We start from the raw sequence: 357 nt of genomic DNA, 5'->3' as shown, positions 1-357 counted from the left end.
TAAGAGATGTACTTAATAATATGTTAGATGTATTAGAACTAAAGATAGGTTCTAATATGAATGAGATAGAAAGAGTATTTGATAGTTATCTTAAATTAGACTTCTCTACTTCAGTATTAGATTCTAAAGGTAATATAAGTAATAAAGGTAGTGTAGAAAGAGTAACTAATGCCTTAGGTGAAGAAATAAGAAAGATGTTAAAAAGTTCTTTAAGCTTTGCTTCTTTACTTAATGAAGAAGCTAAAAAACTAAATACTTCTATTACTAACTTATCTCAAAGTTCTAATGCACAAGCTAGCTCTTTAGAACAATCTGCTACTGCTATAGAAGAAATAACTCAGTCTATGCAAAATGTAT

1 pseudogene is annotated in these 357 nt (G+C 27.5%); it reads left to right on the top strand.

Going from position 1 to position 357, the window contains the following annotated elements:
• Nucleotides 1-357 (top strand): annotated as a pseudogene (locus BKH43_RS08400) (methyl-accepting chemotaxis protein); the annotation flags it as partial.

The sequence above is a fragment of the Helicobacter sp. 13S00401-1 genome (assembly GCF_002272925.1).
Taxonomy (GTDB): domain Bacteria; phylum Campylobacterota; class Campylobacteria; order Campylobacterales; family Helicobacteraceae; genus Helicobacter_I.
Note: the sequence above shows the minus strand (reverse complement) of the source record. Positions and strands in the feature narration are given on the sequence as shown.